Source organism: Pseudomonas sp. NBRC 111124, assembly GCF_001320245.1.
Taxonomy (GTDB): Bacteria; Pseudomonadota; Gammaproteobacteria; order Pseudomonadales; family Pseudomonadaceae; genus Aquipseudomonas.
This window is the reverse complement of record NZ_BCBA01000098.1, coordinates 1-1187: the sequence shown is the minus strand read 5'-3', so window position 1 is coordinate 1187 and position 1187 is coordinate 1. Positions and strand designations below refer to the sequence as shown.

The window sequence follows — 1187 nt, the reverse complement described above, 5'->3', positions numbered from 1 at the left end:
CCTGTGGGAGATTCTATGGTTTTCAGCAAGCCAGTTTCCCGCCTTTGGTGACGTATTCGTCCTGATTTTTCATCAGGGCGAATGCCACCCGCGCGAGCTTTCTTGCCAGGATTACCAGCGCCTGGGTTGTGGCTTTACCCGAGTTCCGGTGCTGTTCGTAAAGCCCTTTCCAAGCGGCCGATTTGCTGGCTGCCATCGCAGCGTTATGCAATAGGCGGCGAATTTCGGAGCAACCTCGCTTGGTGAGGCGGCGGCGTCCATTCTTCTGTCCAGAATCACTAACCCGTAAATCCATTCCCAAAAAGGCGATGTACGAGTCGCTGCTTTTGAATTCGCCCCTCATGAAAGCCATCACCAATGCTGCGGCGGTGAGAAAACCAATACCCTCTACTGCCTGACAGCGAGCAACTTGCTCCTGCAGCCCAGCTTCTCGCAGCACATCCTTGATCTTCTTTTGGATCAACGTGTCCAGCTGATTTATCGATTTCACAAAGGTTTCGAAGGCAGCTTTCAATAGGGTCTCGTTAGCCCAGCTCTGAGTCATTGCAGTGCGTGCAGTCACCAAGGCGGCTCTGCGTCGCAGGAGACTCTGAAGCTTGCCGTAGACGGCGGGCGGCGGGCTCCAGGGGCGAAGATCCTCGCCTTCATTTTTCAGAAAACGGGACAGTAATCGAGCATCGGAAGGGTCAGTTTTAACCCGGCCTCCAACGCTTTTCCGGTAGTTGCTCAGCTGGAAACCATCAATGACATAAACCTCCAAGCCCAGGCCATGGGCCAGCTCAACCAAGTCCAGGTGGTAGACATTGGTCGCCTCAACAGCAATTGCTGTGTTGAGAGGCTGCTGCTTCAACCATCGTTTGATTTCGAGTTTGGAGTTTTTCAGTCTGATAATTTCATCGCGATCATCGTGGTGGATAACCAGCTCAGCTTTCGCAACATCCGCACCCACGATCAACTTACCTGTCTGCATTGCCATGGGCGGCTCCTCACGTTATGGTTTTTCGGCTTGAAGGGGTTTCACCAAGAGGCGCTGGCTTGCTTCTATCGTCGCTTGCAAACGATGCATTCTTTATCGGCGCTTTGGTGGAAGGGGTGGGGCGATGTCTCCCACGGTCTGTACTGCTGTGAACAGTCAGAATCGGGCATTTAGTCCCACCACCCCTTCAAGTCTAACCATACAAGCGGGC

At 53.4% G+C, this 1187-nt stretch carries 1 protein-coding gene; it reads right to left on the bottom strand.

The window, feature by feature from the left end; genetic code table 11:
* Positions 1–22: 22 nt before the first annotated feature.
* Complete coding sequence (locus APH28_RS25955; RefSeq protein ID WP_060513281.1) at positions 23–976, bottom strand: IS110 family transposase; 954 nt, start codon at positions 974–976, stop codon at positions 23–25.
* Positions 977–1187 lie beyond the last annotated feature (211 nt).